The sequence below is a fragment of the Micromonospora sp. NPDC005087 genome (genome assembly GCF_042872965.1).
Classification (GTDB): Bacteria; Actinomycetota; Actinomycetes; order Mycobacteriales; family Micromonosporaceae; genus Micromonospora.
Map to the genome: position 1 here is coordinate 160,002 of NZ_JBIALB010000008.1, position 17,209 is coordinate 177,210.

Annotated in this window: 17 protein-coding genes; 8 read left to right on the top strand and 9 right to left on the bottom strand. The window is 71.4% G+C overall.

Annotated features, from left to right (window positions below):
* Positions 1–30: 30 nt before the first annotated feature.
* Together ACFYPS_RS20220 and ACFYPS_RS20225 are read right to left on the bottom strand one after the other, a co-directional pair.
* Positions 31–876, bottom strand: coding sequence for an ABC transporter permease (locus ACFYPS_RS20220; RefSeq protein ID WP_354963856.1), 846 nt, complete (start codon positions 874–876; stop codon positions 31–33).
* Positions 873–1,724, bottom strand: a complete 852-nt coding sequence (locus ACFYPS_RS20225; protein ID WP_354963857.1) for an ABC transporter ATP-binding protein — start codon at positions 1,722–1,724, stop codon at positions 873–875. Before ACFYPS_RS20225 ends, ACFYPS_RS20220 begins: the two co-directional genes overlap by 4 nt.
* Before the next feature lie 151 nt (positions 1,725–1,875).
* On the opposite strand from ACFYPS_RS20225, the gene ACFYPS_RS20230 reads away from it, so the two are divergent.
* Positions 1,876–3,882, top strand: coding sequence for a protein meaA (locus ACFYPS_RS20230; RefSeq protein WP_354963858.1), 2,007 nt, complete (start codon positions 1,876–1,878; stop codon positions 3,880–3,882).
* Positions 3,883–3,901: 19 nt separating this feature from the next.
* Here the strand turns inward: ACFYPS_RS20230 and ACFYPS_RS20235 are convergent, their stop codons facing one another.
* On the bottom strand, positions 3,902–4,198 hold the full coding sequence (locus ACFYPS_RS20235) for a DUF1540 domain-containing protein (RefSeq protein WP_354963859.1): 297 nt from the start codon (positions 4,196–4,198) through the stop codon (positions 3,902–3,904).
* Between the two features lie 1,154 nt (positions 4,199–5,352).
* Here ACFYPS_RS20235 and ACFYPS_RS20240 point away from each other — a divergent pair.
* The gene (locus ACFYPS_RS20240; protein ID WP_387326051.1) at positions 5,353–5,910 is read left to right on the top strand and encodes a hypothetical protein; all 558 of its coding nucleotides are present in this window, start codon (positions 5,353–5,355) and stop codon (positions 5,908–5,910) included.
* Positions 5,911–6,021: 111 nt separating this feature from the next.
* Here ACFYPS_RS20240 and ACFYPS_RS20245 read toward each other — a convergent pair whose 3' ends face one another.
* The gene (locus ACFYPS_RS20245) at positions 6,022–6,639 is read right to left on the bottom strand and encodes a DUF4126 domain-containing protein (RefSeq protein WP_354964013.1); all 618 of its coding nucleotides are present in this window, start codon (positions 6,637–6,639) and stop codon (positions 6,022–6,024) included.
* 71 nt (positions 6,640–6,710) lie between these two features.
* On the opposite strand from ACFYPS_RS20245, the gene nucS reads away from it, so the two are divergent.
* Positions 6,711–7,370, top strand: coding sequence for an endonuclease NucS (gene nucS, locus ACFYPS_RS20250; protein ID WP_354963861.1), 660 nt, complete (start codon positions 6,711–6,713; stop codon positions 7,368–7,370).
* 5 nt (positions 7,371–7,375) lie between these two features.
* Here the strand turns inward: nucS and ACFYPS_RS20255 are convergent, their stop codons facing one another.
* Both ACFYPS_RS20255 and ACFYPS_RS20260 read right to left on the bottom strand, forming a co-directional pair.
* Positions 7,376–8,035, bottom strand: coding sequence for a class I SAM-dependent methyltransferase (locus ACFYPS_RS20255; RefSeq protein WP_354963862.1), 660 nt, complete (start codon positions 8,033–8,035; stop codon positions 7,376–7,378).
* Between the two features lie 79 nt (positions 8,036–8,114).
* The gene (locus ACFYPS_RS20260; RefSeq protein ID WP_354963863.1) at positions 8,115–9,611 is read right to left on the bottom strand and encodes an aldehyde dehydrogenase family protein; all 1,497 of its coding nucleotides are present in this window, start codon (positions 9,609–9,611) and stop codon (positions 8,115–8,117) included.
* A gap of 254 nt (positions 9,612–9,865) precedes the next feature.
* Here ACFYPS_RS20260 and ACFYPS_RS20265 point away from each other — a divergent pair, with 254 nt between their 5' ends.
* The 5 genes from ACFYPS_RS20265 to ACFYPS_RS20285 all read left to right on the top strand — a co-directional run bounded on the left by ACFYPS_RS20265 (position 9,866) and on the right by ACFYPS_RS20285 (position 14,692).
* Positions 9,866–10,282, top strand: a complete 417-nt coding sequence (locus tag ACFYPS_RS20265; protein ID WP_354963864.1) for an FHA domain-containing protein — start codon at positions 9,866–9,868, stop codon at positions 10,280–10,282.
* 93 nt (positions 10,283–10,375) lie between these two features.
* The gene (locus ACFYPS_RS20270) at positions 10,376–11,449 is read left to right on the top strand and encodes an alpha/beta hydrolase (protein ID WP_354963865.1); all 1,074 of its coding nucleotides are present in this window, start codon (positions 10,376–10,378) and stop codon (positions 11,447–11,449) included.
* Between the two features lie 146 nt (positions 11,450–11,595).
* Positions 11,596–13,386, top strand: coding sequence for a 3-hydroxybutyryl-CoA dehydrogenase (locus tag ACFYPS_RS20275; protein ID WP_354963866.1), 1,791 nt, complete (start codon positions 11,596–11,598; stop codon positions 13,384–13,386).
* 103 nt (positions 13,387–13,489) lie between these two features.
* A complete protein-coding gene (locus ACFYPS_RS20280; protein ID WP_354963867.1) occupies positions 13,490–13,816 on the top strand; it encodes a hypothetical protein in 327 nt (108 codons plus the stop codon).
* A 66-nt stretch (positions 13,817–13,882) separates the two neighbouring features.
* Positions 13,883–14,692, top strand: a complete 810-nt coding sequence (locus tag ACFYPS_RS20285; protein ID WP_354963868.1) for an alpha/beta hydrolase — start codon at positions 13,883–13,885, stop codon at positions 14,690–14,692.
* Between the two features lie 10 nt (positions 14,693–14,702).
* Here ACFYPS_RS20285 and ACFYPS_RS20290 read toward each other — a convergent pair whose 3' ends face one another.
* The 3 genes from ACFYPS_RS20290 to ACFYPS_RS20300 are packed head-to-tail and all read right to left on the bottom strand — an operon-like array spanning position 14,703 to position 16,867.
* Entirely contained in the window at positions 14,703–15,893 is a 1,191-nt protein-coding gene (locus ACFYPS_RS20290) for an AI-2E family transporter (RefSeq protein ID WP_387326058.1), read from the bottom strand.
* A 15-nt stretch (positions 15,894–15,908) separates the two neighbouring features.
* Positions 15,909–16,097, bottom strand: a complete 189-nt coding sequence (locus ACFYPS_RS20295; protein ID WP_354963869.1) for a DUF397 domain-containing protein — start codon at positions 16,095–16,097, stop codon at positions 15,909–15,911.
* On the bottom strand, positions 16,088–16,867 hold the full coding sequence (locus ACFYPS_RS20300; RefSeq protein ID WP_387326218.1) for a helix-turn-helix domain-containing protein: 780 nt from the start codon (positions 16,865–16,867) through the stop codon (positions 16,088–16,090). The genes ACFYPS_RS20295 and ACFYPS_RS20300 overlap by 10 nt, the downstream gene beginning before the upstream one ends.
* Positions 16,868–17,209: the final 342 nt, after the last annotated feature.

Genomic DNA, 17,209 nt, shown 5'->3' on the forward strand with positions numbered 1-17,209 from the left:
AAAGCCGACGGGGAACTGTCTGCTTACCGGTCAGCCGTCGCGCTTGGTCGTCCAGCCGAAGGTGGTCAGGCAGAGCACCAGGCCGATCACGCACCACAGGGCCAGCACCAGCGCGACGCGGCCCAGCTCGAACGAGCCCCCGGGCTCCTGCGCGCCGAAGCTCGACGGCAGGAAGACCGCCCGTAGCCCCTGGCACATCCACTTGAGCGGGAACAGCGCGGCCACCTGCTGCATCCAGGTGGGCAGGTCGGTGAAGACGAAGAACACTCCGGAGATGAACTGGAGCACCAGGGCGACCGGGGTGACCACCGCCGAGCCGCTGCGCGCGGTGCGGGCCAGCGACGAGATGGCGATCCCGCAGAGCGTGCAGGCGGTCACCCCGAGCACGGAGACCCAACCGAAGGTGAACCACTTCCCGGCGGTACCCGGCAGGTCGAGGTCGAACAGCGCCACCGCGACCGCCAGCAGCAGCGCGGTCTCGGCGATGCCGATCGCCACCACCATGATCACCTTGCCGGCGAACCAGACCCACTTCGGCATCGGCGTGCCCCGGTAGCGCTTGAGCACGCCCCGGTCCCGCTCGATCGGGATCCAGATGCCGAGGTTCTGGAAGCTCACCGTCATCAGGCCGGTCGCGATCATGCCGGTGATGAAGTACTGGGTGAACTTGACCCCGCCGCCGATCGTGCCGCCGAAGATCGACGCGAAGATCAGGATCATGATGATAGGGAAGCCCATCGTGAAGACCACGGACTCCCGGCTGCGCAGGAACTGGGTGATCTCCAGCCGGCCCTGCCGCAGGGCCAGCGCGCCCGCGCCCGGCCGGCGGCCCGGGGTCGCGGCGACCGGCGTCGCCGGCTTCGTCGTGGTCGTCATCGCGCGTGTCCGATCATCGTGAGGTAGACGTCCTCCAGGGTCGGCCGGGTCACGGTGAGCCCGGGGACCTCGCCGCCGTAGCGCGCGGCCAGCTCGGCCACCAGGGCCGTCGGCGTCGCGCTCGGCGCGCGCTCCAGCGTCCCGTCCGGGGTACGCCAGGAGACCGTCGCCAGCGCCTCCTGCCGGTTGCCCAGCTGGTTCGGTGCGGCGACCTCCACGAGCCGGCCGCCGGCGATCACACCCACCCGGTCGGCCAGCGCCTCCGCTTCGTCCAGGTAGTGGGTGGTCAGCACGATGGTGGTGCCGGCCGCCGCGAGGTCGCGGATCAGTTCCCAGAACTCGCGGCGGGCCTCCGGGTCGAAGCCGGTGGTCGGCTCGTCGAGGAAGAGCAGCTCGGGGCGGCCGATGATGCCCAGCGCCACGTCGAGGCGGCGCTTCTGCCCACCCGAGAGGGTGTGCGTACGGGCCTTCGCCTTGCCGGCCAGCCCGACCCGCTCGATCACCTTGTCCGGGTCGTCGGCGTCCGGGTAGAAGCCGGAGAAGTGCCGGATCACCTCGGCCACGGTCAGCTCGTCGAACTCGCCGGTGCCCTGGAGCACGATGCCGACCCGGGACCGCCAGCCGGCGTCCGGGTGGGCGGGGTCGGCCCCGAGCACGGCGACCTCGCCGGCGTCCCGGCGTCGGTAGCCCTCCAGGATCTCCACGGTCGTGGTCTTGCCGGCGCCGTTCGGGCCGAGCAGGGCGAACACCTCGCCGCGGTGGACGTCGAGGTCCACGCCCGCCACGGCCACGTTGTCGCCGTACGCCTTGCGCAGCCCCCGGACGGAGATGGCCAGCTCGTCATCCATGGTGTCCAGTGTGCGTCCTGACCGGGGTGGCGTGGCGCCCGGGGTGTGGCGGTCCGGGACACTCCGGGCGCTTCGCACCCGGACGTCCGCGACATGGACCTGTGTGGTTTTCCACAACCCGTTTTACTGAACGGTAACTTAGACTCCGGCCATGGATGAGAAGGCATCTTCGGGGCGGTTGCCCGAGCGGGACCGCCCGTGGGTGATGCGCACCTACGCCGGTCACTCGTCGGCCGCCGCGACCAACGCCCTCTTCCGCCGCAACCTGGCGAAGGGGCAGACCGGTCTCTCGGTCGCCTTCGACCTGCCCACCCAGACCGGGTACGACCCCGACCACGAGCTGGCCACCGGTGAGGTCGGCCGGGTCGGCGTGCCGGTGGCCCACCTCGGCGACATGCGGGCGCTCTTCGACGGCATTCCGCTGGCCGACATGAACACCTCGATGACCATCAACGCCCCGGCGATGTGGCTGCTCGCCCTGTACGGCACCGTGGGGCTGGAGCAGAACGCCGAGCTGGCGCGCTGCGCCGGCACCACGCAGAACGACATCATCAAGGAGTACCTGTCCCGGGGGACGTACATCTTCCCGCCGGCGGCGTCGCTGCGGCTCACCGCCGACGTGGTGGCCTACACGCTGCGTGAGATGCCGCGGTGGAACCCGGTCAACATCTGCTCGTACCACCTCCAGGAGGCCGGTGCCACGCCGGTGCAGGAGGTCGGCTTCGCGCTGGCCACGGCGGTCGCCGTGCTTGACGCGGTCCGCGACTCGGGCCAGGTGCCCGCCGAGCGGATCGGTGACGTGGTGCAGCGGATCTCGTTCTTCGTCAACGCCGGGGTGCGGTTCGTGGAGGAGATCGCCAAGATGCGCGCGTTCAGCGTGCTCTGGGACGAGATCACCCGGGACCGGTATGGCGTCACCGAGGCCAGGCAGCGCCGGTTCCGCTACGGCGTTCAGGTCAACTCGCTCGGCCTGACCGAAGCGCAGCCGGAGAACAACATCCAGCGCATCGTGCTGGAGATGCTCGGCGTGACGTTGTCCCGCGACGCCCGGGCCCGCGCGGTGCAGCTGCCCGCCTGGAACGAGGCGCTCGGCCTGCCCCGCCCGTGGGACCAGCAATGGTCGCTGCGGATGCAGCAGGTCCTGGCGTACGAGTCGGACCTGCTCGAATACCCCGACCTCTTCGCCGGCTCGCACGTGATGACCGCGCTGGTCGACGAGATCGTCACCGGTGCCCGCGTCGAGCTGGACAAGGTGCTGGAGTTGGGCGGCGTGGTCGCCGCCGTGGAGACCGGTTACCTCAAGAGCGCGCTGGTCGCCTCGCTGGCCGAGCGCCGCCGCCGGATGGAGTCCGGTGCCGACGTGGTGGTCGGCGTCAACCGGTTCACTGGGACCGAGTCGTCCCCGCTGACCGCGGCCGGAGCGGAGGCGGTCGAGCAGGTCGATCCGGCGGTCGAAACCGCCGCCGCCACCGGCGTACGCCGGTGGCGGGCCGACCGGGACGCCGCGGCCGTCGAGGCGGCCCTGGCCCGGCTCAGGGCGGCCGCCGCGACCACCGCGAACCTGATGCCGGCCACCCTGGAGTGCGTGCGGGCCGGCGTGACCACCGGCGAGTGGGCCGGCGCGCTGCGCCAGGTCTTCGGCGAGTACCGGGCGCCCACCGGACTGGCCGGCGCCACCGGCACCGGCGGCGACCCGGGCCTCGCGGCCGTCCGCGCACGGGTTACCGCCACAGCCCGCGAGCTGGGCAGCGGCCGGCTGCGGCTGCTGGTCGGCAAGCCCGGCCTGGACGGGCACTCCAACGGCGCCGAGCAGATCGCGGTACGCGCCCGCGACGCCGGCTTCGAGGTCGTCTACCAGGGCATCCGGCTGACCGCCGGGCAGATCGTCGCCGCGGCCGTTGAGGAGGACGTCGACCTGGTCGGGCTCTCCGTGCTCTCCGGCTCGCACCTTGCCGCCGTGCCGGCCGTGCTCGACGGGCTGCGCGCCGCCGGTCGGGCGGACCTGCCGGTGGTGGTGGGCGGCATCATCCCCGCCGGCGACGCCGACACGCTGCGGGCGGCCGGGGTGGCTCGGGTCTTCACCCCGAAGGACTTCGCCCTCACCGGCATCATCGACGACCTGGTGACGGTCATCCGGCGCGCCAACGACCTGCCCTGACCCGGGCTGGTGTGACCGGTCAGCGGCCGGCGTAGGTCATGCAGTCGGCCATGTCGTTGTCCGGGCCGACCCTTATGGACGAGGCGTGGCACTCGAGCTGCTCATTGTGCCGACAGTCGGACCGCTGGCACGCGCCCACCTGAGCGATCAGGCTGTCCACACCGCCGCGCACCGGCGACTCGACGAAGGTGTGGCAGTGCGCGTGATCCATGCTGCCGATCGTGATCGCGAAGGCGTGGCAGTCGCCGGCGTTGTTGTACGCGCAGGCCACGACCACGCACTCCTGGACCCGGGGCATCTCCATCGCTGTAGTCATGCCGACCTCCTCTAGGCTTCTTGACCGATCGTAGGCTTTTGCCGGCTTCGTGATCCTTGCTATGCCGCGACGCTGGGTAGCTGTCTGGTTTGTCGGCCACCCGGTGCGGTGGGTCGTGGCTTTGTCGGCCGCGCGGTGTGGTGCGTTGTGGGTTTGTCGGGTGCGGCGGCGGTGGGTCGTGGGTTGTCGGGCGCGGTGCGGGTGGGTCGTGGGTTGTCGGGCGCGGTGCGGTGCGTCGTGGGCGGTGTGGGGCCCGCCGTGCCCGGCTTCGGGCGGTCAGGCTTGATCCCTACGCCGGGCACGGCGGGCCCCACACCGTCGGTGGTCGCCGTTCGTCCTGATCCCTCCGCTGCGTGACGGACCATTCCGTCTGGCGGGGTGGCGGGGTCTGATTGGTCCCTGTAGTTGGACGCGGCCGGGTGCTCCCTTCTGGGGGGCGGTCGCTGTTGTGAGCGATATACCTCGGAGGCATAAATATGCCTCCGAGGTATACCCCTCGTTGACCACCTCGCCCCGGGTTCGCTTCATCCTCGTTCGCGGTGGTCGACTCGATGTCAGCGTGTCAGCGATGTCGGCGATGTCGGCGATGTCGGCGATTTCGGGGATGTCCCGGTGTCCTGGGCGGCCGGATGGCCCGATATCGGTGATACCGAGTCGATCAACCCCAGCCGGTCGAGTTGACGCCCGCGACAGCCGGCAATTTCGTGCCGTATGTCCCGTATCGGAGGTCTCTGGCGTGTGACCGGCTGCATCCGTGGGGTGGAATCGTGGCGGGCCGGGGGTCGTTACACACCCTGACGATCGCAGCACCACCGGTCCGGCACCCCGCCCCTCTGGGGGTTGGGATGGCGGCCGGGCCCGGGTTGGAATGCCCGCGGGTGGCCGGTCGTTGCAGACCCCTGACCGACCCCCTCACTCGGGGGCCGCTGGAACGGAGCCCCCGCTCACCGGGGTGCCGATGGATGGGCCACCCCCGGAATGCCGGCGGCCCGGCGGTCGTTACATACAGTCCCGGCGCCACGAGCCCCCGCCCGTAGGCCGCCGACGATGACTTTCCCCCCTTGCAGTTGGAAGCGCCGGACGAGGTGCTCGCATCCTTGCGCCGTCCCCCTCGGGCGTGTGGGTGTCTACCCCCCTGAAGGAGCTGACCTCTCATGAACACGATTATTCGTAAGAGCATGCTGTCTGTTGCTGGTCTCGCGTTCGCCGGTGGCGTGTTCGCCGGTCCGATCGCCGCGCACGCCGCCACCCCCGTGGATGGCAAGCCGGTCGCGGTCGCGGTGCAGACGGCCAAGGTGCAGGGCGCGCAGTCGCACATCGACCTGAACGACGAGCAGACCGGCAATGTGAAGGCGATCATCGCGGCGACGAAGAAGGCTGGTCTGCCTGAGCGGGCCGCGGTGATCTCGATCGCCACGAGTCTGCAGGAGTCGAAGCTGGAGAACCTGGGTCACCTCGGCGACGCCAACGACCATGACTCGCTGGGCCTGTTCCAGCAGCGCCCGACCAGTGGTTGGGGCACGCCCGAGCAGATCACCAACCCCGAGTACTCCACCACCGCGTTCCTCAAGGGTTTGAAGCAGGTTGACGGGTGGCAGGACATGGCGTTGACCGACGCCGCGCAGACCGTGCAGGTCTCGGCCTACCCCGACGCCTACGCCCAGTGGGAGCAGCAGGCCACCGACCTGGTCGCCCAGCACTGGAACAGCTGACCCACCGCACCACCGCACGACATCGACCGCTGGCCGGCACCCCACCCCGGGGTGCCGGCCAGCGGCATGTCTGGACCGGCGGGAACGCCCTGGCCCGCGGCCCGCGGCTCGTCAGACGCGGAAGCCGGCGGCGCGTGCTGCCTCGCGTTCCCGGCGGCGTTCGGAGCGTCGGCGTAGGAACCAGTAGACGAACGCCACCAGGCCGAGCAGGAAGGCGAGCACCAGCACCGGCAGGATGATCGCCACCAGGGAGACCACCACGCTGGTGGCGTCCTCGGCGGTGCTGGCCACTGGGGCGCCGAACCCGGCGGTGGTCGCGTTGACTACCGGCCGCGCTGCGGACTTGAGCAGGTGTACGCCGAACGCGAGCAGAACGCCGGTGACCACTTGCACCCACTGGTGCGACGAGAAGAAGCTGCCCGGGTCGGTGACCGTCACCGTCTCCGACGACGATCCGGCGCCGAAGGCCAGGCCGCCGGCGGTGGGTCGGACCACGGTCTGCACCACGTCGTTGATGTGGTCGACCACCGGCACCTTGTCCGCCACCATCTCGACGGCGAGCAGCAGGGCCAGGATGGCGACGACCCAGCCGTTGCCGAGCCATGTCCAGCCGCTGGGCAGGTCGATCAGGTCGGTGTAGCGGGCGAGCAGACCGAGGGTGAGCAGGGGTATGTACGCGTTCAGGCCCGCCGAGGCGGCGAGACCGGTACCGGTGAGGACTTCGAGCACCATCTCAGCATCCCATCGACGCGCCAGTGCCGCTCGGTGGCGACCGGTGGGTGCTCGGCTACCCTCGTCGGGTGCGGTTGGTCATTGCGAAGTGCTCGGTGGACTACGTCGGACGGCTCTCGGCTCACCTGCCGCTGGCGACCCGGCTGCTGATGGTGAAGGCGGACGGGTCGGTGTCGATCCATGCCGACGACCGGGCGTACAAGCCGTTGAACTGGATGAGCCCGCCGTGTCGGCTGGAGGAGGCCCCCGGCGTGTGGCGGGTGGTCAACAAGGCTGGCGAGGAGCTGCGGATCACCCTTGAGGAGATCTTCCAGGACACCTCGTACGAGTTGGGGGTGGACCCCGGCCTGCGCAAGGACGGGGTGGAGGCGCATCTCCAGGAGTTGCTGGCGGCCAACCCGAGCGTGTTGGGCGACGGGTACACGCTGGTCCGCCGCGAGTACATGACGGCGATCGGCCCGGTCGACCTGCTCTGCCGGGACGCCAACTCCGGTGCGGTCGCGGTCGAGGTCAAGCGGCGCGGTGAGATCGACGGGGTCGAGCAGCTCACCCGCTATCTCGAACTGATGAACCGCGACCCGCTGCTCAGCCCGGTCACCGGGGTCTTCGCCGCGCAGGAGATCAAGCCGCAGGCGCGGGTGCTCGCCGCCGACCGGGGCATCCGGTGCGTGGTCGTGGACTACGACAAGCTGCGGGGCATCGAGAAGGACGAGTTGACCCTCTTCTGACCGGTTCACTCCCCGGTTCGCACCGCGATCAGCGACTTGGGTAGGCCGGCCACCCGCTCGACGAGCATCCGCGAGTCGGGGAAGTAGTGGCGCATCTGCGACCGGTCCAGCAGTTCGGTCCAGAGCACCTGGTGGATGGCGGCGTCGTGGCTCCGGGTCGGCTTGTGGCCTAGCGGCCACCGTCGGGCGACCGCGGTGCGAAGCCGGACCGGCAGGAACTGCATTCCGGGCGCGATCCAGTGCGGCTCGATCGGGAAGTAGCGGTAGGGCGTCTGCACCCAGTGCCGTTCGGCCAACGAGTGGACTGCCGCGGCGAACCGCGGCTGGCGTTCGTGCCCGCCCACGTGCTCCAGCACCGAGTTGGAGAAGACCAGGTCGAAGTCGCCGTTGGTGACCTGCGGCGGCAGGTCGCAGGCATCGGCCTGTACGACGTGGGCCCACTCTGGGACGACGGTGGGCGGTTGCTCCAGGTTGACCACGGTCACCCGAGTGGGCCGGATGGTGGCGCGATTCCAGGTGCCGAGCCGGCCGCCGAGATCGACCACGTGCATGTCGCCGATCGTCGGGAACGTGCGTGCGAGCCAGTCCGAGCGACGCCGCCGCTGCCGGGCGCTCCACGACCGGTCACTGTCGACAAGGCGGTAGCGCAATCGATTAGGGCCCATTTAACGCAATGTACCGCCGCGAATACCGTGTCCAAACATGTGGATGCGTCGATCTCGGTGGAGATCGGTTATCCGACACTCACCTGCCGTACATCATTTTGATGGCCTTGACGAGTCGGGCGACGTCGGTCGGGGTCCGCTCGAAGGTCATGGACGGCAGCAGCGACCGGGCCCTCCGGCGGGTGATCGCCTTGGCCCGGCCGAATTCGCGCAGTCCGTCCTCGCCGTGGATCCGCCCGAAGCCGGAGTCACCGACCCCGCCGAACGGCAGGGTGGACATCCCGGCGAAGGTGAGGGTGGAGTTGACCGAGGCCATCCCGGAGCGCAGCCGTCGGGCGATGGCAACCGCGCGCCGCCGACCGAAGACCGAGCCACCCAGGCCGTACGCGAGCGCGTTGGCCCGGGCGACGGCTTCGTCGGCGTCGCGGACCCGGCTGATGGTGAGCGTCGGCCCGAAGGTCTCCTCGCGGACGGCGGCCGAGTCCTCCGGTACGTCCACCAGCACGGTCGGGTGCACGTACGGCGGCTGCACCGCGCTCGGGCCGCCCAGCACGGCGCGCCCGCCGGAGTTGACCGCGGCCTCGATGTGGCGGCGGATCACGTCGACCTGGCCGGGCATGGTGATCGGGCCGATGTCGGTGCCCTCGGGCCCGACGGTCAGCCGGCCCGCGCGGGCCACCACCTTGTCGACGAAGGTGTCGAAGACCTGGTCGACGGCGTACACCCGTTCGATGCCGATGCAGGTCTGGCCGGCGTTGGTCATTCCGCCCCAGACGCACGCCTCGGCGGCGGCGTCCAGGTCGGCGTCGCTGTCGACGATCATGGCGTCCTTGCCGCCGCCCTCGATGAGCACCGGGGTCAGCGTCTCGGCGCAGGCGGCCATGACCTTGCGGGCGGTGGCGGTGGAGCCGGTGAAGGCGAGCTTGTTCACCCCGGAACGGCACAGCGCCGCGCCCACGCCGCCCAGCCCGTGCACGGCGGTGAACACCGGTTGCTCGGGTACGACCTCGGCGAAGCTGTCCACCAGCCACTGGCCGGCCGCGGGCGTGTACTCGCTCGGCTTGAGCACGACGGCGTTGCCGGCGGCCAGCGCGTACGCGGCGGAGCCGATCGGGGTGAAGACCGGATAGTTCCACGGCCCGATGACGCCGACCACGCCGTACGGCTGGTATTCGAGGTGCCCGGAGAACTCGGCGAGGATGAGCCGGGACCGCACCCGGCGCGGGCCGAGCACCCGGCCGGCGTTGCGGGCGGCCCAGTCGATGTGCTCGATCGCGGTGACGATCTCGACGATGGCGTCGGCGACCGGCTTGCCGCCCTCGACGTGCACCAGCTCGGCGAGCTGCTCGATCCGCTTGGCGAGCAGGGCGCGCCAGCGCAGCAGCCGTTCGCGGCGGCCGGTGAAGCCCAGCCCGGCCCACCATTCGCCGGCGGTGCGGGCGCGCTCGACGGCCCGCCGGACGTCGGCGTCGGTGGCGACCGGGAGGCGACCGGCCTCGACGCCGGTGGCGGGGCTGGTGGACACCAGTTGGCCTGCCTCGATGACCGGGTTGCCGGGGATCTGCACAGCCGTCATGGCGGAAGTCTAGACCCGAAGATTACTCGCCGGTAGGCCGCGATTCGGCCCGGCGGGACGGGAGTCGCATCGGGCCGCCCGCTCGTTGATCAGAGCAGGTCAGGCCCTCTGCTCGGATCCCGCCCGCCCGAACCGTCGAACGGGAGATGGCCGGGAGGTGGCGAGGAGTTGACCGGCCGGTCGGTATTGACGATTACCGTCTGATGGCAGGCTGGCGCGCGGCGTAGTCGTGTGGGGTGGAGGGCTGGCTGTCCATGGAGGAACATCCGGAACTGATGCCGCTGTTGACGGTCGCGGGTGGGTCGATGCGCGGGGCGAGTTTTCGTCTGCGGGCCGAGGCGCAGGTGATCGGTCGGGCGCCGACCGGTCACGTCGTCATCAACGACCCGCACCTGAGCCGGCAGCACGCGGCGGTGTGGCGGGCGCCGGAGGGCCCGGCACTGCGCGACCTGGGCTCAACCAACGGCACCTGGCTCAACGACCGCCGGATCACCGAGGTGGAACTCCTCTCCGACGGCGATGTGATCCGGCTCGGCCGCACCGAGCTGCGTCTGTTCGATCCGGGAGTGGCCCACACCGATCCGGTCGGGCTCAGCTTCGGCCCGTCCCGGCGTGACGTCCGGCCGACGCTGCCGCTGCCGCTGGCCACGCCGCCCACCGCACGTCGCTGAGTAAAAGGACGTCGTGGTTGGTGCGGGCCCACACCCGGGGCGCACCCGGGATGGCTGCCGGGCACCTGGACCGGCGCGGACCGGGGTGGCAGCATGCCGCGGGTGGAGACCGAGCAGCGGACCGTGACAGCGAACGGCATCACCCAGGCGGTACGCGTGGCGGGCCCGCCGGACGGCACTCCGGTGCTGCTGATCCACGGCAACTGCTCGTCCGCCCTGTTCTGGGAGCCGCTGGTCCGGCGGCTGCCGCCGACGCTGCGGGTGGTCGCGCCGGACCTGCGTGGTTACGGCGCCTCGGAGACCGCCCCGGTGGACGCGACCCGGGGTCTTCGGGATTTCTCCGACGACGTGGCCGCGCTGCTGGAGGACCCGACGTTCTTCGGCGCGGCCGACGCCCGCCCGGTGGTGGTGGGGCACTCCCTCGGCGGGGGCGTGGCGATGCGACTGCTGGTCGACCACCCGCACCGGGTGGGCGCGCTGCTGCTCGCCGCGCCGGTCTCCCCGTACGGCTTCGGTGGCACCCGCGACCTGGCCGGCACGCCGACGACGCCCGACTTCGCCGGTACCGGTGCCGGCACGGCGAACCCGGACTTCGTCGCCCGGCTCACCGCGGGTGATCGCGGCACCGAGGCCCAGACCAGCCCGCGTGCCGTGCTGCGAGCGACCTATGTGGCCGATCCGTCGTCGCTGGGCGGCGACGAGGAGTTGCTGCTCGACAGCCTGCTCTCCACCGTCACGGGGGACGACAACTACCCCGGCACGGCGGCGTCCTCGGAGAACTGGCCGGGCGTGGCGCCGGGGGAGCGCGGGGTGCTCAACGCGCTCGCGCCGACCTGGTTCCGGCTCGCCGACGAGCTGGTGGCCGTCGCCGACAAGCCTCCGGTCACCTGGGTACGCGGTGACGCCGACGTGATCGTCTCGGACACTTCGCTGTTCGACCTGGCGTACCTGGGCTCGCTGGGTGCCGTACCGGGGTGGCCCGGTGCGGCGGAGTGCCCGCCGCAGCCGATGGTCGGTCAGACCCGGGCGGTGCTGGAGCGGTACGCGGCGGCCGGCGGCGCGTACCACGAGGTGGTGCTGCCCGGTTGCGGGCACAGCCCGCACCTGGAGCGCCCGGCGGAGTTCGTCGCGGAGCTGCTGGCGTTGACCGCCGTCCCGGCCGGCTGAGTGCAGGCCCGGCCAGCCGGGCGGCCGGTGGCGTCGTGGGTGAAATATGCCACGGCGTCTCGACAACCCAGCGTCACGTGGCAGACTCGCGCGCATAACCTTAGCGGCCGTTCAGTGGCCGTGCGGAGTGTCTGGGGAGGCCGGTCGTGGCGCGCGAGTTCAGCACCGTGGGTGTGGTGGGGCTGGGCACCATGGGTGCCGGCATCGTCGAGGTCTTCGCCCGCAACGGCATCGACGTCGTCGCGGTGGAGATCTCCGAGCCGGCGCTGGAGCGTGGCCGGGTCAACCTCACCGGCTCCACGGACCGGGCGGTGGCCAAGGGCAAGCTCGCACCGGAGGACCGGGACGCGCTGCTCGGCCGGGTGCACTTCGCGGTCGGGCTGGACGCGCTGCACTCCGTCGACCTGGTCATCGAGGCGGTGCCCGAGCACCTGGACCTGAAGCAGCGGATCTTCGCCGAGCTGGACCGGGTCTGCAAGCCCGAGGCGATCCTGGCGACCAACACCTCCTCGTTGAGCGTCACCGAGATCTCGGTGGCCACCCACCGGCCCAACCAGGTCATCGGCATCCACTTCTTCAACCCGGCGCCGGTGATGAAGCTGGTCGAGGTGGTCCGGACCGTGGTCACCTCGGCCGAGGTGGTCGCCGACGTGGAGGCGCTCTGCGCACGGCTCGGCAAGGTCGACGTCACCATCAACGACCGGGCCGGTTTCATCGCCAACGCGCTGCTCTTCGGCTACCTGAACCACGCGGTCGGGATGTTCGAGTCGCACTACGCGACGCGGGAGGACATCGACGCCGCGATGAAGCTCGGCTGTGGCCTGCCGATGGGTCCGCTGGCGTTGATGGACCTCATCGGCCTGGACACCGCGTACGAGATCCTGGACACCATGTACCGGCGCGGCGGGCGGGACCGCCGGCACGCCCCGGTGCCGCTGCTCAAGCAGATGGTCACCGCGGGGCTGCTGGGCCGGAAGTCCGGCCGAGGCTTCTACACCTACGAACGGCCCGGTTCCCCGGTGGTCGTACCCGACGAGGCGACGCCGCTGGCCACGGAGGCCGCGCTCGCCGACGGCGCGCGCGCCATCGCCAAGGTGGGCGTGGTGGGCTCCGGGACGATGGCCACCGGCATCATCGAGGTCTTCGCGAAGGCCGGCTACGAGGTCATCTCGGTGACCCGGGGCGCGGAGAAGTCCGCGAAGGTGTGCGAGGCGGTGAAGACCTCGCTGAACAAGGGCGTGGTGCGCGGCAAGCTCGCCGAGGCCGACCGGGACGCCGCCCTGGGCCGGATCAGCTGGTCGGCCACGCTCGACCACCTCGCCGACGTCGACCTGGTGGTCGAGGCGGTGGTCGAGGAGTTGAGCGTGAAGAAGGCGCTCTTCGCCAGCCTCGACGAGATCTGCAAGCCGGGCGTGGTGCTGGCGACCACCACCTCGTCCCTGCCGGTGATCGACGTGGCGATGGCCACCCAGCGGCCCGCCGACGTGGTGGGGCTGCACTTCTTCAACCCGGCGCCGATCATGCCGCTGGTCGAGGTGGTCCGCACCATCCGTACCTCCCCGGAGACCACGGCGACCGCCCGGGCGGTGTGTGCCGCGCTGGGCAAGACCGGCGTGGTGTGCGGCGACCGGTCCGGGTTCATCGTGAACGCGCTGCTCTTCCCGTATCTGAACGACGCGGTGAAGATGCTGGAGGCCAGCTACTCCACGGCCGACGACATCGACCACGCGATGAAGCTGGGCTGCGGCTACCCGATGGGCCCGTTCGAGCTGCTCGACGTGGTCGGGCTGGACGTCTCGCTGGCCATTCAGCGGGAGCTGTACCTGGAGCTGCGCGAGCCGGGCTTCGCGCCCGCGCCGCTGCTGGAGCACCTGGTCACCGCCGGCTACCTGGGCCGCAAGACCCGCCGGGGCTTCCGCGACCACTCGCACCGCTGACCGGGTCAACGCCGGACGGTCCCGGCGGCGTCTGAGTGATCTCTGCGTCGGGCGGGGCCGGCCGCGAGGTCGTCCCGCCCGACGGACCGTACGCTTGGTAGTTGTGAGCCCCCGTCGCAACCGCCCTCGCCGGGACGAGAACGCCAACCTGGACGCCGACCGTGTCCGGCAGGGCGTCGCCTCGGTGCAGCAGTGGACCGACGGCGCCTGGCAGGTACGCGGGATCGGCGCGGGCGCGTCGGTCAAGACGTACCGCTGCCCCGGTTGTGACCAGGAGATCCGGCCCGGGGTGGCGCACCTGGTGGCCTGGCCGGCGGACGGCCTGGGTGACCTGACCGACCGGCGGCACTGGCACAGCGGCTGCTGGCGCGCACGGGAGCGGCGTGGCCCGGCGGCGCAGCGCGGCCGGGGCGCCCCGCGCCACGGCTGAGCGATCTGGATCACCCTGTTCGCGCCCGGGCGGGCGAAGGCGGCGGCTTCGCGCCAGACTTGACGGGTGAGCACACCGATCCGCGCGTCGTCGGTCCTGCCCGGTCGCCGGGAGGACATCGAGTTGCACACCGCCGACGGTCTGCGGCTGGTCGGTGAGCTGGCACTGCCGGTCGACCGGCCGCCGGCGGCCACCCTGGTCTGCCTGCACCCGCTGCCCACCCACGGCGGGATGATGGACAGCCACGTGTTCCGCAAGGCGGCCTGGCGGCTGCCGGCGCTGGCCGACGTGGCCGTGCTCCGGTTCAACACCCGGGGGACCAGCAGCATGCGCGGCACCAGCGAGGGGGCCTTCGACGAGGCCGTCGGCGAGCGCTACGACGTGGCCGCCGCCATCGAGTACGCGGAGTTCGCCGAGCTGCCCAACATCTGGCTGGTCGGCTGGTCGTTCGGCACCGACCTGGCGCTCAAGTACGGCTGCGACCCGGCGGTGGCGGGCGCGATCCTGCTCTCCCCGCCGCTGCGCTTCTCGGCTCCCGAGGATCTGGCCACCTGGGCCGGCTCCGGTCGCCCGCTGGTGGCCCTGGTGCCGGAGTTCGACGACTACCTGCGCCCGGCCGAGGCCGGGGAGCGGTTCGCCGCGGTTCCGCAGGCCGAGGTGGTGGGCGTGCCGAACGCCAAGCACCTCTGGGTCGGTGACGCGGAGACGGTGCTCGACGAGATCGTCCGCCGGGTGAACCCGGCGGTCGAGGTGCCTCTGCCGACGACCTGGGACGGCCCGATGGAGACCGGCGACGTCAGCGCGTACGCCGACCGGACGGTGGCCTCGTTCGCCGACACGCCCGTTCCCGGTCCGCCCGCCGGCCGGGCGGACTGACCCGCACGGCTCAGCGGGTCTCCTGGCGGGGCAGCACCACCTCGCGCAGGATCAGTTGCAGCGCGGCCACCGTGGGGATGGCGATCAGCGCGCCCACCACGCCCAGCAGCGCCACCCCGAGCAGCGCGGCCAGCAGGGCGGCCACCTCGTTGACCTCCACCGAGCGTCGCATCACCTTCGGGTAGATCAGGTAGTTCTCCACCTGCTGGTAGATGAGGAAGAAGACCGCGCAGGCGATGCCGGTCGGCAGGTCGGTGGCGAAGCCGACCAGGCTCACGACCACCGCACCCAGGGTGGCGCCGATCTGCGGGATCAGGTCGGTCACCGCGACCACCACGGCCAGCGCGAAGGGGTACAGCAACCCGACGATCAACGCGAAGACGAAGGTGGTCGCGCCGGCCAGCACCGCGATGCTGAGCGCGCCGACCATGTAAGCGCCCACCTTGGCCAGGATCTCGTCGCCGATCAGCTGCACCCGCTCGCGTCGCGTCCGGGGCACCAGCGCGTAGCCCAGAGAACGCAGCCGGTTGAAGTACGCCAGGAAGTAGATGGTCAGCACCAGCACGGTCAACGCCCGGAACACCGTGCCGAAGATCAGTTGGGCGCCGCCGAGCACCCCGCCGAGAGCCCGGCCGACGGTGCCCGCGTTGACCGCACCCTGCACCCGCTTCACCAGGTCGTACCGCTCCACCAGGTCGTTGACCGTCGGGTTTCGGCGCAGCTCCTCGACGTACGTCGGCAGTTGGTCGATGAACTGCCCGGACTGGGTCACGATCGGCGGGACCAGCGCCACCACGCCGCCGCAGAGCAGCAGCACCACGGTCAGCGCCACCACCGCGACCGCCAGGCCGTGGGGCAGCCCCCAGCGGCGCAGCCGGGCCACCGCCGGGTAGAGACCGACCGCCAGGAAGAGCGCGATCACCACCAGCACCAGGATGCCGCCGGCGTTACGAATCCCCAGATAGAGGGTGTACGCCAGCAGCACGCCGAGCGCGCCCGTGAAGCCGAGCAGGAAGCTGCTGCGCCGCAGCGGACGCCCCGGCGTACCGAACTTGCCGGACGGGACGGCCGGCGGCTCGTCCGGGTCGACGCCCGGGCCGGGGATCGGCACCGGGTGTGGCGTCTCGGCCGCCGGGGGACCGGCCGGCGGGGGAGCGGGGGTTGCGTCCGGATCGTCGGCCGGCGGGCCGTGCTGCGGCACCAGGGACCTCCCGGGTCAGACGGTGGGGCGACGGGCGACGGCGACGAACGCCCGCCAGGCGGACGGCGCGAACACCAGCACCGGGCCGGTCGGGTCCTTGCTGTCTCGCACGCCCACCACCCCGGGCAGATTGTCCGCCACCTCGACACACTCTCCGTTGCCGCTCCGGCTGGACGTCCGCCACCGGGCGTCGGTCAGGTCCATGAGGTCACAACTTCCTTCATCAGCTCGATCGACTGCCGGCGGGACAGCGCACTGTTCCTGATCATCTCCCAGCGAGCCAGCAGCGTAGCCACCTCATGGTCGCCATCGACGACGAGGCCGTCAATCTGGTGCTCCATGTGGCCCACCCAACCACCGTCCTCGCCCCGCGCCAGATTGAACGGCCCCGACAGGCCGACGTGCAGCCCGACCTCGGCCGGGATGATGTGCAGACTGATGTGTGGCCGTTCCAGGCTGGCGACCAGATGCGTGATCTGCTCGACCAACAGCCCTCGCACGTCCTCCCCGGCACGCCGCAGCACCAACTCGTCGACGACCGCGATGAACTGCGGCGGTTCCGGCTGGATCAGCAGCGACTGTCGGTCCAGCCGGGCGTGCACCCGACGTTCCACCTCGTCGTCGCTGAGCAGGTCGTCGCACCGAATGACCGCGCGGGCGTAGTTCTCGGTCTGTAGCAGGCCGGGGATCAGTGTGGGCTGGAAGCAGCGCAGCTGGCGGGCGCTGCGCTCGGCGTCCAGCCAGGGTCGGAACCAGCTCGGCTGGCCGTCCCGCTCGGCGAGCTTGAGCAGGTAGACCAGCAGGCCGCCGGTGGCCAGCACCTCGTCGGCGCGGGCCAGGAACAGCCGGTCCAGCGGACGCTGACCCAGCTCCAGAGCGGACACCATCGAGCCGGAGTAGTGCACCAGCCGGCCGAACTCCTCCTGGCTCATCCCGGCGGCCGTCCGCAGCCGCCGCAGTTGAGCGCGGATCATGTCGGCCGTCGGCGCGGCGTCGCCTTCCACAGTGCCTCCGCAGGTCGCAGGTCCTCTCCACCGGCTCGCCCGGCGGGTCGCGTCACCGACGCAGTCACGCCTGGGGAAGCGCCGACGCCTTCCGACCGTAGCGGTGCGATCAGCAGACTGTCACGTACCGGATCTGCTGCCGGTCACTCCGGTCCCCCACCGCGCCGGGCCGCCGTACGCGTCCCGTGCCCCAGCCGAGGAGGTACCCCATGCCCCGCTCCAGCCGCGCCGGCCGCCTCGGACGGTCCCTGCGCGCCGGGCCGGCGCCGAGGTCGTCCGCTGGCTGCTCGCCGGACTCCGGCCGGCCGCACC